A 22,903-nucleotide genomic window follows, 5' to 3' on the forward strand; every position below is an offset into this window, starting at 1 on the left:
GTGATCTCGATACAGGGATAAAAAAGCGGTTCAGAGCTGGGATTCCTCCTTGCTCTTCTTCTGCTTGTTACTCTCGCGTCGTGCGTCAGTGTATGCCTTGTCGAATGCGTTGGTCAGATAGGTCATGTCCGTCTCAAAGGACATGTGCGGTGCCTCCAGGAAAATCTTCGAATTGCCATCCTTGTAGGTCGCGTGCTTGTTGCCGACGAGCGGAATCTGCTTGCTCACCTGCTTGTACTTCTTGCTTAGTGCCTGGTTGAGGTAGTCGAACTTTCCTTTGGGAAACTGTGCGGAGACATAAACCAGCGTGCCTTTGTCGTCGAAGATCACACTTACCTTCTGCAACCCGTCGAAATCGATGTTCGCGGGATCGACGTTATAGATCGGACCCCCGCTGTAAAGACTCTCGCCGACCTCCTTGGCAGGGTATTGGGCAAGGAACTGCTGCTGCGTGGTCTTGCCCAGCGTGAGGCCGAAAACGGTGGGGTCTGCCTGGGCGGCGGTTGCCATGAACGCAAACATGAAGGGCAGGGTAAAACGCATTGCCGAACCTCCTTGAACGACGGATTTGATGGGGTGAGGCATTGTGCCATCACTCTTTCTACGAGTGCTACACGAGGTTGGTTGGTTGAGTCTGGCTTAGTGCGTAGGGTCAACAGAGAGGGGGGACTCATGCTGCCCACTCGGCAGCTCGGGTTGAGCCACCTGTCAACCTTGACTACCATGCCCGGCTTTGCCCGGTCTTCCGGGCTTGTCGCGAGGCGTCAAGCGTGCCCAACCCGATCCCCCTCAAGGACCACGAAAAGGAAGGCCGGCTGGTCAATCGCCGGCTGCTGGCCTGCGGGGCGCTGGTCCTGGCCGCGGCCTGTGCCCTGGTCGCGCGCCTGTATTTCCTGCAGGTGGTCGAGTACGACTACAACTCCACCGTCTCGGAAAACAACCGCGTCCACGTCCTGCCCATTCCGCCCGAGCGCGGGCAGATCCGCGACCGCAACGGCGTGGTACTGGCCGACAACCGTCCCAGCTTCAACCTGACCCTGACCCGCGAGCGCGCCGGCAACACCGCACAGGTGCTCGATACCCTGTGCAACGTGCTGCACCTGTCCACCGAGCAGCGCCACGATTTCGACAAGGACCTCAAGCGTTCGCGGCATGCGTTCGAGCCGGTGACGCTGATGTACGCCCTCAGCGAAGAGCAGATCGCCGAGATCGCGGTGAACCAGTACCTGCTGCCGGGGCTGGATGTCGAAGCACAGTTCGTCCGCGAGTACCCCTACGGCGAACTGTTCGCCCACTCCCTGGGCTATGTCGGGCGGATCAACGAGAAGGAAGCCAAGACCCTCGACCAGACCGAATACCGCGGTACCCAGTCGGTGGGCAAGACCGGTGTCGAGCATTTCTACGAAGCACAACTGCACGGCCACGTCGGTTTCGAAGAAGTGGAGACCAACGCCCAGGGCCGGGTGATGCGCGTGCTGCGCCATACCGACCCGGTGGCCGGCAAGGACATCACCCTGAGCCTGGATATCAACCTCCAGCGCGCTGCGGAAAAGGCTCTGGACGGCCGCCGCGGCGCCATCGTCGCCCTTGACCCGCGCACGGGCGAGGTGCTGGCGATGGTCAGCGAGCCCGGCTACGACCCGAACCTGTTCGTCACCGGCATCAGCTACAAGGAATACACCGCGCTGCGCGACTCCATCGACCGGCCGCTGTTCAACCGCGTGCTGCGCGGGCTGTATGCCCCGGGCTCGACCATCAAGCCGGAGGTGGCCATCGCCGGCCTGGATGCCGACGTGATCAACGCCGGCACGCGGATTTTCGACCCCGGCTACTACCAGTTGCCCAACTATGACCACAAGTACCGCAACTGGAACCGCAGCGGCGATGGCTGGGTGGACCTGTACGCGGGGCTGATGCGTTCCAACGACGTGTACTTCTATGAAGTGGCCCACCGCCTGGGCATCGAACGCATGCACGACTACCTCAGCCGTTTCGGCCTGGGGCAGAAAGTCTCGCTGGACATGAGCGACGAAGCGCCGGGGCTGATGCCGTCCGAGCAGTGGAAGCGGGCGACGCGGCGCCAGCCGTGGTTCCCGGGTGAGACGTTGATCCTGGGGATTGGCCAGGGCTACATGCAGGTCACGCCGTTGCAGTTGGCCGAGGCTACGTCGCTGATTGCCAGCAAAGGCGTGTGGCATCGACCGCACCTGGCGATGTTGGTGGGTGATCAGGCGCCGGTGGATGAGCATCCGTTGCCGGATATCAAATTGCGCGATCCGGGGGCCTGGGAGCAGGTCAACCGAGGGATGCAGGCGGTGCTGCACGATCCCCGCGGTATCGCCCGGGCCTCGGCAGTGGGGGCGCAGTACCGGATTGCCGGTAAGAGCGGGACGGCGCAGGTGGTCGCGATTCGCCAGGGCGAGCGCTACAACCGTAATCGCACGGCGGAGCGGAACCGGGATAACGCGTTGTTCGTCGGCTTTGCGCCGGCGGAGAATCCGCGGATCGCGGTGGCGGTGATGATCGAGAATGGCGAGGCCGGCGGCAAGGTGGCGGGGCCGGTGGTACGGCAGGTGCTGGATGCGTGGTTACTGGATCAGGACGGGCATTTGAAGGCGCAGTATGCGGTGCCTTCGACCAAACCGGTGAATCCGGGGCATGTTTGATGGCTTGATACAACCTGGGAAAAACAAACGGGCCGCACCTGCGGCCCTGCGAAGCAGTTGGTTTCATAGCCGGACTTCAGCGATGTCGGCAGATGCACCAGGGCATCTCCCGGTGAGGCGCCTTCGCACACGGCGAAGAGCGGCGGGTAGATGCCGTTGCGGTCTGCGAAGGTTCTGTCGCCATATGCGACACCATGCCCTCTCATTCACGATTAGTTGGACGGGTCGAGAGCGGGTCAGAACTGATCGGCGGAATTCACAAAGTTGACGATGCCAGCTAGAACACTATATTGCTGATATCCGCTGCTGCATTGAGACCACCGCGATAATCACTGCCTGTCTTTGGCAGGGTGTAGGTATAACGCTCGTCGTCCTGGTAGGTTATTTTCCAGTGTCTGCCTTCACTGCTAAGGCTGAAGCCGATGTCCTCGAGGGCTTTCTTGATTTTCTTGTTCATCTCTCTATAACCGCGCAAGTTGTCCTTGATTTTCTGGGCCTGTGTCTGGCGTAGTTCGGAGTACGGGTTGTTGTCGATGATCGATGAAATGATGTGCGCTTTTCTCGAGTTCGCCCGGGTGTTTTTTTTCAAATGATCGCTCAGGGCCATGACGACCGTGGAGAGTATTTCGTCCTGGAAATAGTCGTCCTCCTCGCCGGTGTTCAACGTCAGGCTGCCCTGGATCGGGGTTTTCTGCTCAACCTTTTTGATTGCCGAGCCCATGCGTTCGATGTCTTGCCGCAGATGGCGGATATATTCGTCCTTTTCCCTGATCTCTGCTTCGTAGAGTTGAACCAGCTGGTTTGCCGTTGTCGCGATGTCACCTTCCTGCTTTATTTTTTTCAGGGCTATTCGATTCTTGGTTTGAATGACTTCTTCCCAATTGCATTTGACTGGCAGGATCGACAGTGACAAGGCCTGGGCAACACGAGTGAAGATCGCGTCCTCGAAGTCCTTTATTTCACTCGAGCCTCGCTTGAACAGTGAAACACCACGCCCATTGGGCCAATAGATGCCACACGCGCCGCCATGGACGTTTCTCGACAGTACGTCTGGCCGGATGTCGTGAGAGAAGGTCCTGCTGGGTTCGACAACCACGTGCGCCATTCCGCACAGCTTTCGAGCCAGTCTTGCGGGGATCACCATGTGGCGGTTGGACGGATTGGCACTGATATAGACGACAGGCAGGTTGTTGGTTGTTTCGCCATTGATTATGCCCTTGGCGATCAGTCTTCCGTTTGCCGTGTCGCTGAGTGTGAAGGGGGAATGCGTAACCGGAAAGTCTCCATCACTGCCTGCCTGGAACCTGTCGAGAATCCTGATGGCAAGGACCGGCTTTTTTATCCCTGGCGGGTTGACCGAGGCCGAGGTGGTCACGACGCTTGCATGTATGTAAATCCAGAATGATCTGGAGTCTTTCCGCGTTGTTATTTCAGTAATCCATCGAAGTGGGTTCGAAAGTTTGTGATATCGAAGCGAGGCGATTGTCAGGTCTTCGGAGCTTGCGTAGGAGTACTCGATCAGTTCATGGCTCGATTCGAGGCTGAAATCAGCGGTCAGGGCAAGGTTGGAGAAGTTTTCCTGAGCGAAGGATGTATAGGGCGAGTCAAGTATCCAGTTCAGGCATTCATTGAAGATGTCCTGGCTGGTAACGGATGTACCAAGCGGGAAACCTATTTTGATACTGTTCACGAGTACTCTCCTTCCTGGCGGAGAAGTGGAAAGTGATCAAGCGATGGCGGCGACTGTACGGATTCAGCAATGTCAGCCTTCAAGTGGCTGCACGATCAGATCGAGCGCTTGTGCGTGTTGGCTCAGGTGACCAGGCCGGATCGCTGTTATGTAGCGACCGCCGGAGAGTAGGCAGTGATGTCCAGGTGCGCAACGATTTATACGGATCGAAAGCGTGCTTGGGAAATTACCTACAAGAAAGACGGAGTTTTCTATGGTTTTGTAGTTATATGCACCGCCTTATTACCCCTCAATCGGGTTGCGTTACACAATCGCACAGGTTGGCACCGCATTCCTTTCAGGATTCGTAGTGGCGTTCTTGTATTGGCGTATCGAGGTCTCCAACGACGCCTCGATCTTCAACGGCTATCGTCAAGCAATCTTCTGCGTGTGTCGTCAAGATGCGCTTTCCTCCCTGATCCCCGTCCAGTGCTTGCAAGTGCTCCCAGAAACCCCGTCCAAATACAACCGGATGCCCTTGTCGCCCCTCGAACGCCGGCACCACGATCCGTGTTTGATGGGCGAGATTCTTCAGCCTTTCCAGCGTCCCGACCTCAATCCAGGGCATGTCCCCCAACATCACCGCGACCGCCTCGAAGCCTGTACCCTCCAGGGCGAGCATTCCCGCCGCCAGGCTGCATCCCATCCCCTCATCCGCTCGCTCAGCCCTGACCACTGTCACCCGCTCATCCACTCCGAGCGCGACCGGATCATCCCCGACCCGTAACACCACCCATACCTCGGAGAAAGCCGCCAACGCCCGTTCCAGTGTCTGCGTCAGCATCCGCTGTCCGGACGGCAGCACGGCCGCCCTTTTGTCGCTGCCAAACCGCCGACCCCGTCCAGCCGCAAGCACCAGTGCGACACAGGCCCCGGTCATTTCTCTCATAGGCATTTCGCAATTTCCCACTCGTACTCGAGAAGACAAGCATAACGACCGTGAGCGCACGCCGATGTCGGTCAGGCGATGAAATCCGTAGCGGTCGGCTCTGGTGCCGGTGGGTCCTGGCTCATGTCAGCCAACACGGCGGCGGTGCAGACGCCCACCAGGCCGATGCTGGCCAAGACTATTTCGCCCAGCAGCATGCCGACGACCAGAAGCAGCAGGGCGAGGCGAGGGAAGGTGAACATGGTGGCTCCCAGCGGTGTAGTAATCCTGTAACAGGATATTGCCTCAGCCTGGTCGGGTAGCCTAGCCCCGCAGGAGGTTTTTCAAGGACTTATCGAACTGGCGCAGGGCATCAGCCTGCACCGCCGGTTCCTCGTCGAGCTGGTGGACCAGGTCGGTGCTGCCAATGTCCTTGCGTGCGCTGCCTTGGGCCTGGCCGATATAGGTCAGTTGGTTGTCGAAGAAGCGTGCTACCACCCGGGCCTGGATCGCTTCGCTACCGGCATTGGCCAACTGGCTTTGGGCATCGAGCAGGACGATCACATCGGGGTGATCGGCGAGCAGGGTGTCGAGGTCGTCGTAGAAGGTGACTTCGGCGAATTCTTGGGACAGCGAACGGGCCAGCCAGGTGTAGGCTTGTGTACCGCCGAGGGTGGCGACCGGGGTGGTGCGTGATGCGCCCTGGGTCGCCTGGTCGCGGTGGCGCTGCAGGTAGTCGAGGGTTGCGGCGGCGTTGCGGCCCAGCAGGACGGCAACTTGCTGGCCGCGGTCCAGGGGCACGCGGGAGAGTTCGGTGGCGGCGTAGAAATGATCGTCTGATTGCGCCGGGGTGCCTGGGGTGGCGCATCCGGTGAGGGAGGCCAATAGCGCGAGCAGGGCGGCGAGCATGCCGGTTTTCATGATTGGGTTCCTTGGCGAGGTGGGGAATGGCGCTATCTTCTTCGCGCCGCCTGGCTTGGGGAACTTGATGGCAACGATGGTGGGTATCGATGGGATCGATAGGTGGTTCTGGCAGGCAGATTTGCGGGTGACATTGTGGGCGCGAGCAGGCGCGCTCCCACGGGGTTGGGCTCATCCGACCTGTGCCAATCCGTCGAGCTCCTGCTTCGCATCGACCACTGACAACGTCCGAGGCAGCACCACGGCATTTTTCTCTGCGAGCACCTGCGCCATCACGCTCACCGCAATCTCCGCCGGCGTCTTGCTGCCAATATAGATCCCGATCGGCCCGTGCAAGCGTTTCAGCGATGCCTCGGTCTCGCCAAAATGCTCGATCAGGCGCTCCCGCCGGCTCTGGCTGTTGCGCCGCGAGCCAATGGCGCCGATGTAGAACGCCGGGCTGTGCAGGGCCTCAAGCAACGCCAGGTCGTCCAGCCTGGGGTCGTGGCTGACAGCGATGATGCAGGTGCGCACATCCGGCACGAAGGTGCGGACCACATCGTCCGGCATGCCGACCAGCCGCTCTACGCCCTCGACCTTCCAGGCGTCCATGTACTCAGGGCGCGGGTCGCAGACGCTGACCTTGAAACCGTTGAACACGGCCATGGTGGCGAGGTATTCGGCCAGCGCGCCGGCGCCGATCAGCAGCATGCGGTAACCGGGACCCAGGGTATTGGTCATGCTGGTCGGGTCGCAGCTGAAACGCTCTGGTGCGCCCGTTGTTTCCAGCGTGACCCGGCCGCTGGCGATATCGAGGTGGCGGCGCACCAGATGGCCGTTGTCCAGGCGACGCAGCAGTTCGCCAAGGCTGTCCGCCGCTGGAGCGAACTCGAGCACCAATTCCAGCGTGCCGCCGCAAGGAAGGCCGAAACGGTGGGCTTCGTTGGCATCGATGCCGTAGCACACCAGGCGCGGGGTGTCGCTGGGCAGGCCGGGACCCCGGTAGGCGGTGGTGTAGCGGTGGATCAGGTCGTCTTCGATGCAGCCCCCGGAGACACTACCGATCACCCGACCATCGTCGCGCAAGGCCATCATCGAGCCCACCGGGCGCGGCGAGGAACCCCAGGTGCTCACTACGGTGGCGAGCAGGGCGCGGCGGCCGCTGCTGAGCCAGTCATGAAGGGTGCGCAGGACCAGAAGGTCGATGCTTTCCATGGGGGCGGATCCTCTATCGGATTTGCGTTGTTGCGTGGGAGCCAAGGCACCCCCAAGGAGTGGCCAACTCGAAATCACAAGCCAGCGACAACTCAGAGCGCTCTGACGCTTGAGTGTAAGAAAGCTTGGACATGATTGCCTGCTTCGTTGGCATCGATGTCTGAAAAGCGGGTCTTACCAGAGCGACATCGCTGCGCGGTATCGCTGGTAAGACCCTGTCTGAGGGAATGGTTTGAAAATAGACAGGTGCTTCTGCCGGCCGGGAATAATCATTCCAGGTTCCGGCAACCCGTCTACTCTCAACCTTTCACCGGCGGTTCTTCGCTCGGCGGGTCCCCTACTGTGGGTGGCACCGTCGGCTTGACCGGCACGCCTTCGGGTTCGTCCCGGGGTACCGGTGGTGGCAGGTTCGGGTCGTCGATATTCGGATCGGGCGTTTCCGCCGGGACAGGGATGCTCATCGGGCGTTTCCTCGCGTTCAACACGACACACCTGGGTTGGACCCCGGCACTCCGACTTCGCTCATTTTTTATTGAACCCCCGCGCCGGCCATTGCTCTGAATCCTTACCGCCACGTCGTAACGGAGCGATGATCGATGACCCGCAACGAGCCTTTCGAAACCGAGCGCATGGCCGCTGGCGACACTCCCGCAGACGCGCCGCTGAGCCTGTCCCAGGCGTTGTTGCTGCCGCGGGTGGTGATTGAGGACACAACCCCGGTGATCGACGCCGGGCTGTACGCGGTGAAGACCGAGGTGGGCAAGACCGTGACCGTCGGCAGCAAGGTGTACGCCGATGGGCACGATGTACTGGCCGTCACCCTCAACTGGCGCAAGGCCGGCAGCCGGCTCTGGCACAGCCAGCCGATGCACGTCCTGGGCAACGATCGCTGGGAGGCCGGTTTCACCCTCGGCGAAATGGGTCGCCACCTGTTCCTGATCGAAGCCTGGATCGACGCGTACGCCACTTATTGCCACGATCTGGAGAAGAAATTCACTGCCGGCGTGGACATTGCCCTGGAACTGGAGGAGGGGCGCCTGCATCTGGAGCACGGTGCCGAGCGCAGCGGCAATTCACTACGCGATCATTTGGCGACGCTGGTAAAGCGGCTGCGCAAGGGTCTGCCGGCTGCGGCACAGGTCGAGCTTTTGCTGGCTCAGGATACCCGTGCACTGATGGCCCAGGCCGATCCCCGCGGCTACCTCAGCCGCAGCCCTGAATTCCCCTTGGACGTGGAGCGTGAGCGTGCCGCGTTCGCCAGCTGGTACGAGTTGTTTCCCCGTTCGGTCACCGATGATTCCCGTCGCCACGGTACGTTCAATGATGTCCATGCTCGCTTGCCAATGATCCGCGACATGGGCTTCGACGTCCTCTATTTCCCGCCGATCCACCCCATTGGCAGCAAGTTCCGCAAGGGCCGCAACAATGCGCTTCAGGCCGGTCCGGACGATCCGGGCAGCCCGTACGCCATCGGCAGCCCGGACGGGGGCCACGATGCGATCCATCCGCAACTGGGCAGTCGCGAGGACTTCCGTCGCCTGGTGGCCGCCGCCGCCGAGCAGGGTCTGGAAATCGCCCTCGACTTCGCCATCCAGTGCTCCCAGGACCACCCTTGGCTCGGCGAGCACCCTGGCTGGTTCTCCTGGCGTCCGGACGGCAGCATCCGCTATGCGGAAAACCCGCCGAAGAAGTATCAGGACATCGTCAACGTCGACTTTTACGCCCCCGACGCCGTGCCCGCCCTGTGGCTGGCCCTGCGCGACATCGTGCTGGGTTGGGTGGCAGAGGGGGTCAAGCAGTTCCGTGTCGACAACCCGCACACCAAACCGCTGCCGTTCTGGCAATGGCTGATCGCCGATGTCCGCGCGCAGCACCCCGAGGTGGTGTTTCTCGCCGAGGCCTTCACCAAACCGGCGATGATGGCCCGCCTGGGCAAGGTCGGCTACAGCCAGAGCTACACCTACTTCACCTGGCGCAACAGCAAGGCGGAGATCCAGGAGTACTTCGAGACCCTCAACCAGCCGCCGTGGTCGCTGTGCTACCGGCCGAACTTCTTCGTCAACACGCCGGACATCAACCCGTACTTCCTGCACCACTCCGGCCGCGCGGGTTTTCTTATCCGCGCCGCACTGGCAACCATGGGCTCGGGCCTGTGGGGCATGTATTCGGGCTTCGAACTGTGCGAATCGGCGCCCATTCCGGGCAAGGAGGAATACCTGGATTCGGAGAAGTACGAGATTCGCCCGCGGGACTTCAACCAGCCTGGCAACATCATTGCCGAGATCGCCCAGCTCAACCGCATCCGCCGTCAGCAACCTGCGCTGCAGAGTCACCTGGGCGTGCAGTTCTTCAATGCCTGGAACGACAGCATCGTCTACTTCGGCAAGCGCAATCCGGACGGTGGAAGCTACGTGCTGGTAGCGGTCAGCCTTGATCCGCACAACGTCCAGGAGGCGCACTTCGAGTTGCCGCTGTGGGAACTGGGCCTGGATGACAACGCCGTCACCCGCGGCGAGGACCTGATGAACGGTCACCGCTGGGAGTGGTATGGCAAGACCCAGTGGATGCGCATTGATCCGGCGCAGTTGCCGTTCGGCATCTGGCGCCTGGACAAGGCGGAATAAGGACATCGAGCATGGCGAAGAAATCCCGACCGGCAGCGTTCATCAATGATCCGCTCTGGTACAAGGACGCGATCATCTACCAGATCCACGTGAAGTCCTTCTTCGATTCGAACAACGATGGCATCGGCGACTTTCCTGGCCTGCTGGCCAAGCTCGACTACATTGCCGATCTCGGGGTCAACACCCTGTGGTTGCTGCCGTTCTACCCCTCGCCACGGCGCGACGATGGCTACGACATCGCCGCCTACAAAGCGGTGCACGGCGACTACGGGACCATGGCAGACGTGCGCCGCTTCATCGCCGAGGCGCACAAGCGCAACCTGCGGGTGATCACCGAGCTGGTCATCAACCATACCTCGGACCAGCACCCCTGGTTCCAGAAGGCCCGGCGCGCCAAGCGCGGCTCGGCGGCGCGGGACTTCTACGTGTGGTCCGACACCGATGACAAATACGACGGCACGAGGATCATTTTCCTCGATACCGAGAAGTCCAACTGGACCTGGGATCCGCTGGCCGGACAGTACTACTGGCATCGCTTCTACTCGCACCAGCCGGACCTCAACTTCGACAATCCGCGGGTGATGCAGGCGGTGATCGGGGTCATGCGCTTCTGGCTCGACATGGGCGTCGACGGCCTGCGCCTGGATGCCATCCCGTACCTGATCGAGCGCGACGGCACCAACAACGAGAACCTCCCGGAAACCCACGCGGTCCTCAAGCAGATCCGCGCCGAGATCGACGCCAACTACCCCGACCGCATGCTTCTGGCCGAAGCCAACCAGTGGCCGGAGGACACCCAGTTGTACTTCGGTGAGGGCGAGGGCGACGAATGCCACATGGCCTTCCACTTTCCGCTGATGCCGCGCATGTACATGGCGCTGGCCCAGGAAGACCGTTTCCCGATCACCGACATTCTGCGCCAGACCCCGGAAATCCCGGCCAATTGCCAATGGGCTATCTTCCTGCGCAACCACGATGAGCTGACCCTGGAAATGGTCACCGATCGCGAGCGCGACTACCTGTGGAACTACTACGCTGCCGACCGCCGCGCGCGGATCAACCTCGGCATCCGCCGCCGCCTGGCGCCGCTGCTGCAGCGTGACCGGCGCCGCGTCGAGCTGCTCACCAGCCTGCTGCTGTCCATGCCGGGCACGCCGACCCTGTACTATGGCGACGAGATCGGCATGGGCGACAACATCTACCTCGGCGACCGCGACGGCGTGCGCACGCCGATGCAATGGTCGATCGACCGCAACGGCGGTTTTTCCCGCGCCGACCCGGCGCGCCTGGTGCTGCCGCCGATCATGGATGCGCAGTACGGTTACCAGACGATCAATGTCGAGGCCCAGACCGAGGATCCGCATTCGCTGCTGAACTGGAACCGCCGCCTGTTGGCGGTGCGCAAGCAGCAGAAGGCCTTCGGTCGCGGCAGTCTGAAAATGCTCGCGCCGAACAACCGGCGCATCCTCGCCTACCTGCGCGAATACACCGGGCCCGATGGCGTCAGCGAGACTGTGCTGTGCGTGGCCAACGTGTCCCGGGCGGCCCAGGCCGTCGAGCTGGACCTGGCGCCGTTCATCGATCGCGTGCCGGTGGAAATGCTTGGCGGCTGTGCCTTCCCGCCCATTGGTCATCTTCCTTTCCTGCTGACCCTCGCGCCCTATGGCTTCTACTGGTTTCTGCTCGCGCCGAAGGATCAGATGCCGAACTGGCACGTCGAGGCCTCGCAGCCCCTGCCGGAGTTCACCACCTTGGTTGTCAAGAAACGCATGGAAGAGCTGCTGGAGGCTCCGGCCCGGCAGGCTCTGGAACAGAACATCCTGCCGCAGTACCTGCCCAACCGGCGCTGGTTCGCCGGCAAGGACGCGACCATGGAAAAGGTGCACCTGGCCTACGGCGTGCGTTTCGGCACACCGACCAGCCCGGTGCTGATCAGCGAAATCGAGGTGGACAGCGGCGGCCAGCGTCGGCGCTATTTCCTGCCGTTCGGCCTGGTCGGCGAAGAGCAGATCCACAGCGCCTTGCCCCAGCAACTGGCGCTGGCACGGGTACGGCGCGGGCGCCAGGTGGGCTTTATCACCGACGGCTTCAGTCTCGACACCTTCATCCGTGAATTGCTCCAGGCGTTCCAGCAGCATGTGCGCCTGGACGGCAGCGATGGCGAGCTGCAGTTCGAGTCGACGCCGCAACTGGCCGCCCTGCGACTCAACGAGCACTCCGAGGTGCGCTACCTGTCCGCCGAGCAATCCAACAGCTCGGTGGTGGTGGGCGGCAGCCTGGTGCTCAAGCTGATCCGTCGGGTCAACGGCGGCATCCACCCGGAACTGGAAATGGGCGCCTACCTGACCGCCGTCGGCTTCGCCAATATTTCGCCGCTGCTGGGCTGGCTGACCCGCGTCGATGCCTCCGGCGAGCCGCACCTGCTGGCCATCGCCCAGGGCTACCTGAACAACCAGGGCGATGCCTGGGACTGGACCCAGAACAACCTTGAACGGGCCATTCGCGACGAACTGGAAGCGCCGCAACTGGGTGAAACGCACGCTGCCGATGCACTCGACGACCTCACCGGTTTCGCCGCCTTGCTCGGCCAGCGCCTGGGCGAGATGCATCAGGCCTTGTCCTTGCCCACCGACGACGAGGCCTTCAAGACCCGCATCAGTGACAGCGCCGACAGCCAGCGCTGGGGCGAGCAGATTGCCGAGCAGTTGCGCACGGCCCTGGACCTGTTGGTGCAGCACCGCGCCGAGCTGGACGAGGAAAGCCAGGCCCTGGTCGACGACCTCGAACAGCAGCGCGACGGCTTGCTGCGCGAGGTCGGCCAACTGGCGCAGCAGGCCGAAGGCGGTCTGGTTATGCGCGTCCACGGCGACTTGCACCTGGGCCAGGTTCTGGTGGTGCAGGGCGATGCCTACCTGATCGACTTCGAGGGCGAGCCGGCGCGGCCGCTGGACGAGCGCCGTGCCCGGCACAGTCCGTACAAGGATGTCAGCGGCGTGCTGCGTTCCTTCGACTACGCTGCTGCGATGGCCTTGCGCGGTGCTGCCGGCGCCGGTGCGCTGGCGGACAACCAGCAGGCGCGCCAACGGGTTGCCAAGCGCTACCTGCATGCTTCGCGGCACGCCTTCGTCCAGGCCTATGGCCTGGCCACCGCCAGCCTGCCGCATGCCTGGCTCAAGGAGGGCGGCGAGCAGGCCGCGCTGGAGTTGTTCAGCCTGGAAAAGGCTGCCTATGAAATCGCCTATGAAGCAGAAAACCGCCCGAGCTGGCTGGCCGTGCCCTTGCATGGTTTGCACGGGCTTGTCAGTACCTGGGGAGAGCAGTAGATGAGCGTGCACAAGAAGGAATACGGCGGACTGAGCCGCGGCGACATCGATGACCTGGTCAATGCCAGGCATGTCGATCCGTTCGCGGTGCTGGGCGCGCACGCTGATGGTGCAGGAGGCACCTGGCTTCGTGCGTATTTGCCGGAAGCCCTCAGCGTGCTAGCGCTGGGACGGGACAACGACGAAGTGCTCGCCGAATTGACCCAGGGCAGCGTACCGGGGCTGTTCAGTGCGCACCTCGATGGCGCGCCGCCGTCCTATCGCTGGCGGATCAACTGGGCCGGGGGCGAACAGGTTACCGAAGACCCGTACAGCTATGGCCCGCAACTGGGCGACATGGACCTCTACCTGTTCAGCGAAGGCAACCATCGTGATCTGGCCAACCGCTTCGGCGCCCAGCCGTTGACGGTGGACGGCGTCGAGGGCGTGCGCTTCTCGGTATGGGCGCCGAATGCGCGGCGGGTCTCGGTGGTGGGTGATTTCAACAACTGGGATGGTCGTCGCCACCCGATGCGCCTGCGCCATGCCAGCGGAGTCTGGGAACTGTTCATCCCGGGCCTGCGCGCTGGCGAAACCTACAAGTACGAAGTACTCGGGCATGACGGTGTCCTGCCGCTCAAGGCCGACCCGCTGGCCCGCGCCACGGAGCTGCCGCCGAGCACTGCGTCGAAGGTCGCCGGGCCGCTCGCCCATGAATGGAACGACCAGGATTGGCTGCGCGAGCGTGGCGAGCGACAGGGCCTGAATGCGCCGCTGTCGATTTACGAGCTGCATGCCGGCTCCTGGCAATGCGAGCTGGACGAGGCGGGGGAGGTCAGCCGCTTCTACAACTGGCGCGAACTGGCCGAGCGCCTGATTCCCTATGTACAGGAGCTGGGCTTCACACATATCGAACTGATGCCGATCATGGAGCACCCGTTCGGCGGCTCCTGGGGCTACCAGCCACTGTCGCTGTTCGCGCCGACCTCCCGCTACGGCACGGCGGAGGATTTTGCCGCCTTCGTCGATGCCTGCCACCAGGCGCGCATCGGCGTGATTCTCGACTGGGTGCCAGCGCATTTCCCCACCGACAGCCATGGCCTGAGCCGCTTCGACGGCACCGCGCTGTATGAATACGACAATCCGCTGGAGGGCTTCCACCAGGACTGGGACACGCTGATCTACAACCTCGGCCGCACCGAGGTGCACGGCTTCATGCTGGCCTCGGCGCTGCACTGGCTGCGCGAGTTCCATGTCGACGGGCTGCGGGTCGACGCGGTGGCTTCGATGCTCTACCGCGACTACTCGCGCAAGGCCGGCGAATGGATTCCCAACCGCCACGGCGGGCGGGAGAACCTGGAAGCCATCGACTTCCTGCGCCACCTCAACGAGGTGGTCAGCCTGGAAGTACCGGGAGCCTTGATCATCGCCGAGGAATCCACGGCCTGGCCGGGGGTCAGCCAGCCGGTGCAGCAGGGCGGGCTGGGCTTCGCCTACAAATGGAACATGGGCTGGATGCACGACACCCTGCACTACATCCAGAACGACCCGATCCACCGCCAGCACCATCACAACGAGATGAGTTTCGGGCTGATCTACGCCTATTCAGAGCATTTCATCCTGCCGATTTCCCACGACGAAGTGGTGCACGGCAAGCGCTCGCTGATCGACAAGATGCCCGGTGACCGTTGGCAGAAATTCGCCAACCTGCGGGCCTACCTGGCGTTCATGTGGTGCCATCCGGGCAAGAAGCTGCTGTTCATGGGCTGTGAGTTCGGCCAGTGGCGCGAGTGGAACCACGACAGTGAGCTGGACTGGTACTTGCTGCAGTACGGCGAACACCTCGGGGTGCAGCGCCTGGTCGGCGATCTCAACCGCCTGTACCGGGAAGAGCGCGCCTTGCATGAACAGGACTGCCAGCCGCAGGGCTTCCAGTGGCTGATCGGTGATGATGCGCACAACAGCGTGTATGCCTGGCTGCGCTGGAGCGCCAGTGGCGAACCACTGTTGGTGGTGGCCAACTTCACCCCGGTGCCGCGTGAGGGATATCGCATCGGCGTGCCGTTCGGCGAGCGCTGGGACGAGGTCTTCAACAGTGATTCGCAGCGCTATGCCGGGTCGAATTTCGGCAATGAAGGGGTGGTGGAGGGCAGTGCAGTCCCCAGCCATGGGCAGCCTCTGTCGCTGGCGCTGAATCTGCCGCCGTTGGGGGTGCTGATCCTGCGGCCGGCCAGGTAGATTCCTGAAGAGGACGTCAGTTCCTGTGAGCATGCGCGAGGCTGGTATGACCGGCTCGGCTTCCGGTCTCCAGTGGTTGTCAAAGGCTGGTGTCGCGGATCATCTTGTTGGCAGTTTTTGTGGCGGTTACCGGACTGTAGGGGGGCGGGAGGTTAGCTATCGATTCTTCGTAAGAAGGAGGCAGGACGGTGTATTTCACTTCCTTGTAGGAAGGAGGCATATCTGGAAGGTCTGGCATGGAGCCTGTCGTGGAGGCTTGGCCGACATTCGTTCCTGCCAGGGCAGGGTGATGGGTAGACATCTCGAAAGCGTGACTCATGCTTTCACGCGGACTGGCTTCATTCCGGGGTGTTGACAGTCTCGGTCTCCCGAGAAGTCGATTAGCGATCTTGGGGTAGGTGTTGGGCATTACATGTTTCAGCAGGGGGGTCCCAGCGAGCACGAGGGCAGTGCCCAACAGCGCCGCCGATGCTATGCCTATTGCGTCTTTGGCTTTGCCCTTCGGCATGATAAACCACGTCGCGGCAGTGGCTATTGCGGCTACCAGCGGGAAGATCGCCAATTTGGCTGGAATTGATTGGGTCCATTGGTCATACGTCAGGTGACCTGTAGGGTCCGAATGATTCACCGGGTCGCCCAGACAATAGGTGTATGTGTTCAACCCGCCGTTGCCAAATGGACTCAGGCTGTCCGGTTTGTGGAAGCGCATCAAGACTGGATTGTAGGCCCGGTAGCTACCGAGCAACTGAACGGCGTGGCGTTCCGAGTATTCGCCATTGAAACCCAGCTTTGACCGGAGCCTGGGACGGGAAGCGATGTGCATGGCCGGGTCACTCCTGGTGTGCGATCGCGATGGAGGCGGCCCTCCACCGACAGGACTCGTCGCATGCTAGCAAGCGCCGGGATCATCGGCAGCTAGCAGAAATACCAGGTCGCGGCCTCACAGCGCGATCCACCCGCCCAGCAATCCCGCCAGCGCCACGATCGCCCCCAGCAACACCGCCGCGAATACTATCCGCTCCCGTGCGCTGAACGCAGCCAGACCCTGCTCGTGCCGGGCCTTCAAGTACAGCAGCGTTCCCGGCGCATAGATCAGCGCCGACAGCAGCAGATATCTCAAGCCACCGGCGAACACCATCAACACCGCGTAGGCGGTGGCTAGCAGGGCGACCAGCAGATCCTTTCGACGCCCGACCCCGTCCTCGTAGCTTTCGCCGCTGCGCGCCAGCTTCACCGCGTAGGCCGCCACCAGCAAGTAGGGGACGAGGGTCAGAGAACTGGTCAGTTCGAGGGCCAGGGTGAAGGCCGCCTCGGTAAAGAAGGTGAGGACGAGGAACAACTGCACGAATAGCGTAGTCAGCCACAATGCCGTACTTGGTACGCCATGACTGTTCTGCCGGGTCAACAGCACCGGCATGGCCTTGTCATGGGCCGCTGCATACAGCACCTCGCACGCCAGCAGGGTCCAGGACAGGAAGGCGCCGAGCACCGAGACGATCAACCCGATACTGATGAAGATCGCCCCCCAGCGCCCGACGATCATCTCCAGTACCCCGGCCATGGACGGCTGGCGCAGCGCAGCCAGTTCCGGACGCAACAGCACGCCGTAGCTGAGCAGGGTGATCAGGATCAGCAAGCACAGCACGCCGACGAAGCCCAGCACCGTGGCGATGCCCACATCTTTCGGATTGCGCGCATAGCGCGAATACACGCTGGCACCCTCGATGCCCAGGAAGACGAACACCGTTACCAGCATGGTGCTGCGCACCTGTTCGAACAGTGACTGCTGGGGCAGCACGGCCAACTCGGCGGCGGCGTGGCCGATGCGGCCGTAGTCGTCCAGATGTGCCAGGTCCGGGTCCGGTGCGATCGCGGTGAGGTTGCCCCAGAAATTCACGGCGAACAGTTCGCGGTCGAAGGCCACCGCCACCACGATGATGAACACCAGGATCGGGATCATCTTCGCCACCGTGGCAATGCTGTTGATCACCGCTGCCTCCTGCACGCCACGCAGCACCAGGAAGTGAAAGCCCCACAGCAGCAGCGAGGACACGACGATGGCGATCACCGTGTTGCCGTCGCCGAACACCGGGAAGAACGCGCCCAGGGTCGACTTGATCAGGATGAAATAGGAGACGTTGCCGATGCAGGTCCCGGCCCAGAAGCCGAAGGCCGAGGCGAAGCCCAGATAGTTGCCGAAGCCGGCGCTGGCGTAGGCGTAGATGCCCGAGTCGAGGTCCGGCTTGCGCCGGGCCAGGGTCTGGAAGACGAAGGCCAGCATGAGCATCCCGGAGCCGGCGATCAGCCAGGCGATGATCGCGCCGAAGCCGCCGCTGGCGCGGCCGAAGGTGGCCGGCAGGGAGAAGATCCCGGCACCGATCATCGAGCCGACCACCAGCGCGGTCAGGGCGCCGACACTGAGTTTTGCATCGCTGGGCGTGCTCATTGCGACCTTCCTTGGCGAGGGGCGGGAGTCGATGAGTCAAGACCATGCAGCACCGTTGCGCCAGCGCTGAAGTAACGATTCAGCGCGCAGAAGCCAGGCTGAAGGCGCAGGTGAATGTTAAGAAGCTGACGGTGACGGTGACGGTGGCGGATCTGATTTACCAGTACGGGTGAGGCTGGCTCTCTGTACAAAAAAGACCACAAGGCAAACCTACGCCAGCCTCGATTACAGTCGTCATTGCGCCGAAGCCTGGGGTAGCCGTTTCCTTGAAGTGGGCATGCTCGGCCATATCAATGCCGACAGCGGCCTGGGCGACAGGCCTCGGGGCAGGGTGCTGCTGGATGAACTGGCAGGGCGTCGATCCGGTTGAATCTCCGTCGGCGGGAGGCGGTCACACGCACAACGACCACCCACCAAGAGAGGCAACCATGAGCAACGATGAACTGGAGCGTGAAGTCCTGACCCGTCTGCTGCACGCGCATCCGGAGGGATTGGGCAAGGAGGTCCTCGACAACTACCGCGGCGAGAAGGCGGTGGCGGGGATGCTCAAGACCTTGCAGGAACGCCACCTGATCCAGGGCCAGCCAGTGACCGTGGAAGGGCATGAGCCGAGCGTAGTGTTTCCGATCAAGCTGAGCAGTGCGGGGGTGGAGGCGGCGAAGCGGTTGGAGGAGGGCGGGGCGGACTGATTGCGCGGCAGATGGCCTCATCGCCGGCAATGCTGGCTTCCACAAGGATCGCGTGCACCGTAGAACCCTGTGGGAGCGGGCGTTGCCCGCGATGGCGTCCGACCAGCCCCCACAGATTTACCGCCTGGCTTACTCGCCCAGCACCGGAGTACGCGGCGGAATCATCCGCCGGTTGCCAGTAGCTTCGAACGCCGCCCCCAGCTTCAGCAGGTTGGAGTCGTCATAGGCCTTGCCGGCGAAGGTCAGGCCCACCGGCATGCCGATATCGCCCATCACGCCCATTGGCACGGTCACGGTCGGCACGCCGAGGTGACGGATCGCCAGGTTGCCGTTGGCCACCCAGATACCGTTGCTCCAGGCGATATCCGCCGACTCCGGGTTGACGTCGGCATCCGCCGGACCCACGTCGGCAACGGTAGGGAACAGCACGGCGTCGAGGCCCTGCGCATCCAGCCAGTCTTCCAGGTCCTGCTTGCGGGTCTGCTCCAGGCCGCGCAGGCCATCCGGCACGGTCGGAATCTCGTTCCACGGGGTGATGCCGCGTTCGGCCATTTTCACGTATTCGTCCATGCCCGCGGCCAGGTCGCCCTCGCGGTTGGGCAGGGTGCCCGGGTCGTGGGGGAAGATCTTCGGCCCGTCGACATCCACCAAGCGGTTCAGCTTCGGATCGCCGTTGGCTTGCAGGAAATCATCGAAGGCCCAGGCGGTCAGGTCCCACAGTTCATGGTGCAGGAATTCCTTGGAGACGATGCCGCGGTTGAACACGGTCGGTGCGCCCGGACGGTCACCCTCGCAGTTGGATACCAGCGGGAAGTCCACCTCGATGACTTCGGCACCGGCCGCTTCCAGGGCCTGGCGCGCCTCTTTCCACAGCTCGATCACCGAGGCTCGGGTGTTGATGCGCTGGCCGGTCGGGCCGCCGATACCCGGCTCTTCGGAGGTGCCGGCGGCTTCGTCGGCATTGATGTACATCTTCGGCACGCCCAGGCGCTTACCGGCCAGGAACGCAGTGCCCACTGCCAGTTCGGCGTAGGAGGCCGGACGCACCGAGGCCACGCTCGGGATCGGCACCCAGGGCTGCAGGCGCCACAGGTCGCCGCGGGTGTCGGTGTCTTCGGCGACCACCACGTCAAGGACTTCCAGCAGGTCGGCCATGGTTCGCGCGTACGGCACCACCACGTCCATGGTCGGGGTCAGCGGCCAGTTGCCGCGTACCGAGATCACCCCGCGCGACGGGGTGTAGGCGCACAGGCCGTTGTTGGAGGCCGGGCCGCGGCCGCTGGACCAGGTTTCCTCGGCCAGGCCGAAGGCGGAAAAGCTGGCAGCGGTGGCGGTACCGGCGCCGTTGGACGAGCCGGAGGCGAACGGCGCGGTCAGGTAAGCGGCGTTATACGGGCTTTCCGCCCGGCCATAGACGCCGCGCTGCATACCGCCGTTGGCCATGGGGGGCATGTTGGTCTTGCCCAGGCAGATCGCCCCGGCCGCGCGCAGGCGCTCGATGGTGAAGGCATCGCGATAGGCTACCAGTTCGGCGAAGGCCGGGCTGCCGGAGGCGGCGGTCAGGCCCTTGACCAGATAGCTGTCCTTGGCGGTGTAGGGAATACCATCCAGCGGGCCGAGGGTTTCGCCACGGGCACGGCGGGCATCGGAGGCTTCGGCTTCCTTGAGCGCCTCGGGGTTGCGCACCACCACGGCATTCAGGGCAGTCGGGGTGTCGGCACCATCGTAGGCATCGATCCGGGCCAGGTAGGCCTTGACCAGCTCGACCGCCGTGGTCTGGCCGGACTCGAGCGCGGCACGCAGTTGGGCAATGGAAACTTCGGTGACCTCGATCATGCAGCTTGCTCCGGTGGCTGACAGGTAACAGGGAAGGGGATTCCCCCACGCAGGGACATCACGCTTTTCAAATTGTTTTCTCGTTGGATACCCCGTTGTGTGGTTTTACACAACGGCTAGGCCTAAAGCGGGTGATATTTTTAACACTTGGCGCTCGACAAGGGAATGGGGCGTGATGCAAACCCAATGAAATAGCCGATGACCCGCACTTTAGCCGGTTGGTATGTCGAAAAATATGAACAGCTGATCGTCCTGTGCCGATGCACGGGAAGCCGAAAAGGAGGGAAGAATAGAAGAAGAGAAATGGCAGGGGCGGCTGGATTCGAACCAACGCATGGCAGGATCAAAACCTGCTGCCTTACCGCTTGGCGACGCCCCTGTTGCGACGGATGAAGGATCATCCTGATGCAGAATCCTGCTGCTGAAACGATGGACGCTGGGGTCCGTTGCAGGATGGGCGGCAATTTAACAACATTTGTTACGTCTGTGAAGCCTTTTTTGCAAAAAAACAGGTTTTAAAACAGCGACTTACTCCGGGACCCGGGAGGCAGAAGTCTGGCTGGGCTATTTCGTACAAGGTAATAGGCTATTTCCGACGTACTCTCTTTACTCGCCTGATCGGTGCCGATCTAATGAACGGCCCCGCAGCGCGGGCCTGGCACGGACCGCCGCTGCTTCACCGCAAGGAAGAGTGACCATGATCATCGGTATCGACCTGGGTACGACCAACAGTCTGGTCGCCGCCTGGGATGGCGAATCCGCCCGCCTGCTGCCCAATGCCCTCGGCAACCTGTTGACCCCCAGCGTGGTCGGCCTGGATGACCAGGGCCAGTTGGTGGTCGGCGATATCGCCCGGGAACGCCTGCAGACCCACCCGCAACTCACCACCGCGTTGTTCAAGCGCGACATGGGCAGCGCCCGCGAGACGCGCCTTGGCGCGCGCGCCTATCGCGCCGAAGAACTCTCGGCGATGCTGCTGCGCAGCCTCAAGACCGATGCCGAGCGGGCCCTGGGCCAGCCGGTCACGGAAGCAGTCATCAGCGTTCCCGCCTATTTCAGCGATGCCCAGCGCAAGGCCACGCGCATTGCCGGCGAGTTGGCCGGCCTGAAGGTCGACAAGCTGATCAACGAACCCACCGCCGCCGCCCTGGCCTACGGCCTGCACCAGCGCGAGGAAAGCACCTTTCTGGTCTTCGACCTGGGCGGCGGCACCTTCGACGTGTCGGTGCTGGAACTGTTCGAAGGGGTGATGGAGGTGCGTGCCAGCGCCGGTGACAACTTCCTCGGTGGCGAGGACTTCGATGATGCACTGGTGGCGCATTTCGTCGAGCGCATCGGCACCCAGGATCTGCCCGATGTCACCCGGCCGGAACTGGCCCAAAGGCTGCGCCGTGAGGCACAGCGGGTGCGGCACGCCCTGGGGCAAGCCGGCAGCGCTCGCTTCACCCTGGCCGACGATGGTCGCGAGTGGTCCCTGGAGCTGACCCAGGACGACCTGGCCACGGTGGTCAAACCGTTGCTCGACCGGCTGCGCGCGCCTATCGAACGGGCGCTGCGTGATGCCCGGATCAAGGCGGCGGAGCTCAGCGAGGTGCTGCTGGTAGGCGGTACCACGCGCATGCCGCTGATCCGCAAGCTGGTCGCCTCGCTGTTCGGGCGCATCCCGGCGATGCAGTTGAATCCGGACGAAGTGGTGGCCCAGGGCGCGGCGATCCAGGCCGCGCTCAAGGCCCGCGACGCCTCGCTGGAAGAGGTGGTGCTGACCGATGTGTGTCCCTACACCCTGGGCATCGAGACCTCGGTGCAGATGGGGCAGGGTTACCAAAGTGGGCATTACCTGCCGATCATCGAGCGCAACAGCGTGGTGCCGGTGAGCCGTTCGCGAATGGTCTCGACCCTGTCCGACGGCCAGGAGCACGTGATCGTGCGCATCTTCCAGGGCGAAGGCCGCCTGGTTCAGCACAACATCTTCCTTGGCGAACTGGATATCCCGGTGCCCAAGCGCCGTGCCGGCGAAGTCGATCTCGACGTGCGCTTCACCTACGACAACAACGGCCTGCTGGAAGCCCAGGTGTACCTGCCGATCAACGGTGAAACCCGTTCGCTGGTGATCGAGAACAACCCCGGCGTGCTGGACAAAGCGCAGATCGCCGAACGCCTGGCTGCGCTGCAGGAGCTCAAGGTGCACCCGCGCGACCAGCAGGCCAATACGCTGCTGCTGGCGCGACTGGAGCGCCTGTACCAGGAACACCTCGGTGATCGCCGTGCCTATATCGCGCAGTTGGCGAACTACTTCCAGCAGGCGCTGGAGAGCCAGGATGACCGCGAGGTTCGCAAGGCCTACACCAGTGTTCTCGAACACCTGGCCCAGTTCGAGCGGGAGGGCTGAG

General features: G+C 62.7%; 18 protein-coding genes and 1 tRNA gene. 8 read left to right on the forward strand and 11 right to left on the reverse strand.

Annotation, left to right across the window (positions count from 1 at the left end):
- Positions 1-30: 30 nt before the first annotated feature.
- Positions 31-543: a hypothetical protein gene (locus AC5QPF_RS12765; protein ID WP_494963555.1), complete on the reverse strand. Its 513-nt coding sequence runs from the start codon at positions 541-543 to the stop codon at positions 31-33.
- Positions 544-770: 227 nt separating this feature from the next.
- On the opposite strand from AC5QPF_RS12765, the gene mrdA reads away from it, so the two are divergent.
- Positions 771-2,666, forward strand: a complete 1,896-nt coding sequence (mrdA, locus tag AC5QPF_RS12770; protein ID WP_494963556.1) for a penicillin-binding protein 2 — start codon at positions 771-773, stop codon at positions 2,664-2,666.
- Positions 2,667-2,943: 277 nt separating this feature from the next.
- Here mrdA and AC5QPF_RS12775 read toward each other — a convergent pair whose 3' ends face one another.
- The 6 genes from AC5QPF_RS12775 to AC5QPF_RS12800 form a co-directional block, all read right to left on the reverse strand.
- Positions 2,944-4,356, reverse strand: coding sequence for a hypothetical protein (locus AC5QPF_RS12775; RefSeq protein ID WP_494963557.1), 1,413 nt, complete (start codon positions 4,354-4,356; stop codon positions 2,944-2,946).
- A 337-nt stretch (positions 4,357-4,693) separates the two neighbouring features.
- Complete coding sequence (locus tag AC5QPF_RS12780; protein ID WP_494963558.1) at positions 4,694-5,290, reverse strand: NTP transferase domain-containing protein; 597 nt, start codon at positions 5,288-5,290, stop codon at positions 4,694-4,696.
- Between the two features lie 65 nt (positions 5,291-5,355).
- Entirely contained in the window at positions 5,356-5,526 is a 171-nt protein-coding gene (locus AC5QPF_RS12785) for a hypothetical protein (protein ID WP_494963559.1), read from the reverse strand.
- A 61-nt stretch (positions 5,527-5,587) separates the two neighbouring features.
- A complete protein-coding gene (locus AC5QPF_RS12790; protein WP_494963560.1) occupies positions 5,588-6,184 on the reverse strand; it encodes an ATPase in 597 nt (198 codons plus the stop codon).
- A 171-nt stretch (positions 6,185-6,355) separates the two neighbouring features.
- Positions 6,356-7,378 carry an XdhC family protein gene (locus tag AC5QPF_RS12795; protein ID WP_494963561.1) on the reverse strand — a complete coding sequence of 341 codons (1,023 nt, stop codon included), beginning with the start codon at positions 7,376-7,378 and terminating at the stop codon, positions 6,356-6,358.
- A 299-nt stretch (positions 7,379-7,677) separates the two neighbouring features.
- On the reverse strand, positions 7,678-7,839 hold the full coding sequence (locus AC5QPF_RS12800) for a hypothetical protein (protein ID WP_494963562.1): 162 nt from the start codon (positions 7,837-7,839) through the stop codon (positions 7,678-7,680).
- 135 nt (positions 7,840-7,974) lie between these two features.
- Here AC5QPF_RS12800 and AC5QPF_RS12805 point away from each other — a divergent pair, with 135 nt between their 5' ends.
- Genes AC5QPF_RS12805 through glgB form a run of 3 tightly spaced genes read left to right on the forward strand, consistent with a single transcriptional unit; the run spans position 7,975 to position 15,542 of the window.
- The gene (locus AC5QPF_RS12805) at positions 7,975-10,002 is read left to right on the forward strand and encodes a maltotransferase domain-containing protein (RefSeq protein WP_494963563.1); all 2,028 of its coding nucleotides are present in this window, start codon (positions 7,975-7,977) and stop codon (positions 10,000-10,002) included.
- A gap of 11 nt (positions 10,003-10,013) precedes the next feature.
- Complete coding sequence (treS, locus tag AC5QPF_RS12810; RefSeq protein WP_494963564.1) at positions 10,014-13,325, forward strand: maltose alpha-D-glucosyltransferase; 3,312 nt, start codon at positions 10,014-10,016, stop codon at positions 13,323-13,325.
- On the forward strand, positions 13,326-15,542 hold the full coding sequence (glgB, locus tag AC5QPF_RS12815; protein WP_494963565.1) for a 1,4-alpha-glucan branching protein GlgB: 2,217 nt from the start codon (positions 13,326-13,328) through the stop codon (positions 15,540-15,542).
- A 79-nt stretch (positions 15,543-15,621) separates the two neighbouring features.
- Here the strand turns inward: glgB and AC5QPF_RS12820 are convergent, their stop codons facing one another.
- On the reverse strand, positions 15,622-16,365 hold the full coding sequence (locus AC5QPF_RS12820) for an RHS repeat-associated core domain-containing protein (protein WP_494963566.1): 744 nt from the start codon (positions 16,363-16,365) through the stop codon (positions 15,622-15,624).
- 117 nt (positions 16,366-16,482) lie between these two features.
- Complete coding sequence (locus AC5QPF_RS12825; protein WP_494963567.1) at positions 16,483-17,988, reverse strand: amino acid permease; 1,506 nt, start codon at positions 17,986-17,988, stop codon at positions 16,483-16,485.
- Between the two features lie 44 nt (positions 17,989-18,032).
- On the opposite strand from AC5QPF_RS12825, the gene AC5QPF_RS12830 reads away from it, so the two are divergent.
- The 3 genes from AC5QPF_RS12830 (at position 18,033) to AC5QPF_RS12840 (ending at position 18,677) form a co-directional block, all read left to right on the forward strand.
- Positions 18,033-18,161, forward strand: coding sequence for a hypothetical protein (locus tag AC5QPF_RS12830; protein WP_494963568.1), 129 nt, complete (start codon positions 18,033-18,035; stop codon positions 18,159-18,161).
- Positions 18,162-18,259: 98 nt separating this feature from the next.
- The gene (locus AC5QPF_RS12835) at positions 18,260-18,358 is read left to right on the forward strand and encodes a hypothetical protein (RefSeq protein ID WP_494964165.1); all 99 of its coding nucleotides are present in this window, start codon (positions 18,260-18,262) and stop codon (positions 18,356-18,358) included.
- A gap of 58 nt (positions 18,359-18,416) precedes the next feature.
- Complete coding sequence (locus AC5QPF_RS12840) at positions 18,417-18,677, forward strand: hypothetical protein (RefSeq protein WP_494963569.1); 261 nt, start codon at positions 18,417-18,419, stop codon at positions 18,675-18,677.
- A gap of 129 nt (positions 18,678-18,806) precedes the next feature.
- On the opposite strand, the gene AC5QPF_RS12845 is transcribed toward AC5QPF_RS12840, so the two are convergent.
- Complete coding sequence (locus AC5QPF_RS12845) at positions 18,807-20,513, reverse strand: amidase (protein ID WP_494963570.1); 1,707 nt, start codon at positions 20,511-20,513, stop codon at positions 18,807-18,809.
- A gap of 304 nt (positions 20,514-20,817) precedes the next feature.
- Positions 20,818-20,892: transfer RNA gene (locus tag AC5QPF_RS12850), tRNA-Gln, on the reverse strand.
- Between the two features lie 318 nt (positions 20,893-21,210).
- On the opposite strand from AC5QPF_RS12850, the gene AC5QPF_RS12855 reads away from it, so the two are divergent.
- Positions 21,211-22,902 carry an Hsp70 family protein gene (locus tag AC5QPF_RS12855; protein ID WP_494963571.1) on the forward strand — a complete coding sequence of 564 codons (1,692 nt, stop codon included), beginning with the start codon at positions 21,211-21,213 and terminating at the stop codon, positions 22,900-22,902.
- The last annotated feature ends 1 nt before the right edge of the window (position 22,903 follow it).

This window comes from Pseudomonas sp. Con_6 (assembly GCF_059379395.1).